The 3,409-nt window shown below is 69.7% G+C and carries 3 protein-coding genes and 1 pseudogene; all 4 read right to left on the bottom strand.

Annotated features, from left to right (window positions below):
* Nucleotides 1-92 precede the first annotated feature (92 nt).
* Nucleotides 93-473, bottom strand: coding sequence for a DUF72 domain-containing protein (locus tag ACIKT0_RS15400; RefSeq protein ID WP_407106203.1), 381 nt, complete (start codon nt 471-473; stop codon nt 93-95).
* Nucleotides 464-2,026, bottom strand: coding sequence for a glutamine-hydrolyzing GMP synthase (gene guaA / locus ACIKT0_RS15395; RefSeq protein ID WP_407106201.1), 1,563 nt, complete (start codon nt 2,024-2,026; stop codon nt 464-466). Before guaA ends, ACIKT0_RS15400 begins: the two co-directional genes overlap by 10 nt.
* 79 nt (nt 2,027-2,105) lie before the next feature.
* Nucleotides 2,106-2,381, bottom strand: a complete 276-nt coding sequence (locus ACIKT0_RS15390; protein ID WP_407106200.1) for a hypothetical protein — start codon at nt 2,379-2,381, stop codon at nt 2,106-2,108.
* Nucleotides 2,382-2,435: 54 nt separating this feature from the next.
* Nucleotides 2,436-3,326 (bottom strand): annotated as a pseudogene (locus ACIKT0_RS15385) (RsmB/NOP family class I SAM-dependent RNA methyltransferase); the annotation flags it as partial.
* Between the last annotated feature and the right edge of the window lie 83 nt (nt 3,327-3,409).

Genomic DNA, 3,409 nt, shown 5'->3' with positions numbered 1-3,409 from the left:
CCGGGCGACGGAAGCCACCTCGACCGTTACTCCCGCGTGTTCGACGCGGTCGAGATCAATTCGTCCTTTCACCGCTCCCATCAGCGCAAGACCTACGAGCGCTGGGCGGACGCGAAGTCCGGCGCTGCCGAGGCCGGCAGTTGAACCAGCACGGCGGCGAGCTTGTCGCCAAGGCCGCCGACCTCGTGCGCGAAGGCGTCGATCAGCAGACCGCAGTCGGCGAGCGACCGTTCATGCGTGATAGCCTTCGGGACCTTGGCCGCGAAGCGGAAGCCGTCCGGCGTCGCGTCCGCCCAGCGCTCGTAGGTCTTGCGCTGATGGGAGCGGTGAAAGGACGAATTGATCTCGACCGCGTCGAACACGCGGGAGTAACGGTCGAGGTGGCTTCCGTCGCCCGGCGCGGCCGCAGCGTGCCGGGACGGAATGCTCCACCCCGCAGTCCCGATGAAGAGGCCCTGCGGCCTTACTCCCATTCGATCGTGCCGGGGGGCTTCGAGGTCACGTCGTAGACGACGCGGTTGACGCCCCTCACCTCGTTGATGATGCGGGTGGCGGCGCGGCCGAGGAAGTTCATGTCGAAGGGATAGAAGTCGGCCGTCATGCCGTCGACGGAGGTCACGGCGCGAAGCGCCAGCACGTTCTCATAGGTGCGGCCGTCGCCCATCACGCCGACGGTGCGGACCGGGAGCAGAACCGCGAAGGCCTGCCAGATGGCGTCGTAGAGGCCGGCCTTGCGGATCTCGTCGAGATAGATGGCGTCCGCCTGGCGCAGCACGTCGAGCTTCTCGCGCGTGACCTCGCCCGGGCAGCGGATCGCCAGACCGGGGCCGGGGAATGGATGGCGCCCGACGAAGGCTTCGGGCAGGCCGAGCTCCCGGCCGAGCGCGCGCACCTCGTCCTTGAACAGCTCGCGCAGCGGCTCGACGAGCTTCATGTTCATGCGCTCGGGCAGGCCCCCGACATTGTGGTGCGACTTGATCGTGACGGAGGGACCGCCCGAGAAGGACACGCTTTCGATGACGTCGGGGTAAAGCGTGCCCTGCGCCAGGAAGTCGGCGCCGCCGACCTTCTGCGCCTCGTCGTCAAACACGTCGATGAACAGCCGCCCGATGACCTTGCGCTTGGCCTCGGGATCCTCGACCCCCTGCAGCGCGGCGAGGAACATGTCGCTCGCGTCCACATGCACCAGCGGGATGTTGTAGTGGCCCCGGAACAGGTCGACGACCTGGCGCGCCTCGTCCTTGCGCATCAGACCGTGGTCGACGAACACGCAGGTGAGCTGGTCGCCGATCGCCTCGTGGATCAGCACGGCTGCGACCGCGGAGTCGACGCCGCCCGACAGGCCGCAGATCACCCGTCCGTCGCCGACCTGCGCGCGGATCTTGGCGATCGCCTCCTCGCGATAGGCCGCCATCGACCAGTCGCCGGAGCAGCCGCAGATGTGGCGCACGAAATTGGTCAGCAGCTTGCCGCCTTCCGGCGTGTGCACGACCTCGGGATGGAACATCAGGCCGTAGTAGCGCCGGGTCTCGTCGGCGATCGCCGCGAACGGCGCGTTCTCGGAGACGCCGACGATACGGAAGCCGGGCGGCATCCGCGTGATGCGGTCGCCATGGCTCATCCACACCTGGTTGCGGCTCTTGTCCTCCCAGACGCCCGTGAAGAGCTGCGACGGCGCGACCACGTGCAGGTCGGCGCGGCCGAACTCGCGATGGTGCCCGCTCTCGACCGTTCCGCCGAGCTGCTCGGCCATGGTCATCTGGCCGTAGCAGATGCCGAGCACCGGCACGCCGGATTCGAACACGGCCTGGGGAGCGCGAGGGGTGCCGATTTCGGCCACCGAGGCCGGGCCGCCGGACAGGATCACGCCCTTGGCCCCGAAGGTCCTGAAGGCCTCCTCGGCGAGGTTGAAGGGCACGATCTCGCAGTAGACGCCCGCCTCGCGAACGCGGCGGGCGATCAGCTGGGTCACCTGCGACCCGAAATCGATGATGAGAATGCGGTCGTGGGAGTTGGCGGCGGTCATGGCCTGTCCGTACTCCGAACAGCCTCGGCGCCGCAACGCCGCAAACGGCGGAGCCGCAGTGAAAAAACGCCGGGCGCCGCTAGAGGCGGCCGCCGCCTTCTTCCGAACCGCCGGGCGCGGCCGGCGGCGGGGTTCCGGCGGCGGGCGGGCTGCAGACTGTCGGCGACTCGGTGGTGAAACGCTGGTTCAGCTTGCCGCAGCCCCAGTCCCGGAAGGGAGACGGCAACAACGGCGCGATCGAGGTTCCGATCCGGTCGTTCGGATTGGGCCCCCAGTTCGCGTACCAGACCCAGTAGCCGGCCACGAGGATGACCAGCAGGCCGATGATCTGAAGAATTCCGCTGATCGCCCGCATTTGCCTCGCCGCCTTGCGCCACCCATTGCCGAAATGGCCCGGTCGGCCCGGCGGTCAAGTGCGCCTCAGCACGGCGATGAAAAAGCCGTCGGTGCCGGAGCGCCGCGGGCTGAGCAGGATCGACCCGCCCGACGGAAGCGCGAAGCGGGCGAGATCGGGCAGGCCCGCGGCCACCGCGGCCTCAGCGGCCGGAACGGCGGCGAACTCCGGGCGGCGGCCGAGAAAGGCCATGACGCGGTCCTCGTTCTCTTCCGCGAGCAGCGAACAGGTCACGTAGACGAGCCGTCCGCCGGGCTTCACCAGCCGCGCCCCGTCGTCGAGAGCGGCGTCCTGCTCGGAGATCCGCACATCGAGCGCGCTGGGGCGCATGCGCCATTTGGCGTCGGGGTTGCGCCGCCAGGTGCCGGCGCCGGTGCAGGGCGCATCGACCAGCACCAGATCGGCGCGCGCCTCGAGGTCCTCCATCACGTCAGCCGCGCCGCGGGGCGATCTGATCTGAAGGTTCTTCACGCCTGCGCGCGTCGCGCGGTCGTGCAACGGCGCGAGCCGGCGGATGTCCGAATCGTGCGCGTAGAGCTGGCCGCGATTGCGCATGCCGGCCGCGAGCGCCAGCGTCTTGCCGCCGGCGCCGGCGCAAAGATCGATGACCTGCTCGCCCGGCGCGGCCGCGCACAGCAGCGCCGCGATCTGCGAACCCTCGTCCTGCACCTCGACGAGCCCCTTCAGATGGGCGGGCTCGGCCTGCACCGGAGGACCGCGGCCATCGTCCGTGAGCGGGATCCGGACGCCGAAGGGCGACAGCGGGGTGGCCTCGGCCTTCAGGTGCGCGAGCGCCTCCAGGGCCTTGTCGCGGTCGCCCTTCAGGGCGTTGACCCGCAGGTCGAGCGGCGCGCGGGCGGCGAGCGCCGCCCCCTCCTCCGCCCGCGCGTCGCCGAACACGCGCGCGATGTAGACGCGTCGTTCGCAAAGATCGTGTCGTTGCCTTCATCGCCGAAGATCTCGCGCTCCGACGTCGCGTGGATCTCGTC

This window comes from Hansschlegelia beijingensis (assembly GCF_045505405.1).
Classification (GTDB): domain Bacteria; phylum Pseudomonadota; class Alphaproteobacteria; order Rhizobiales; family Methylopilaceae; genus Methylopila; species Methylopila beijingensis_A.
Note: the sequence above shows the minus strand (reverse complement) of the source record. Positions and strands in the feature narration are given on the sequence as shown.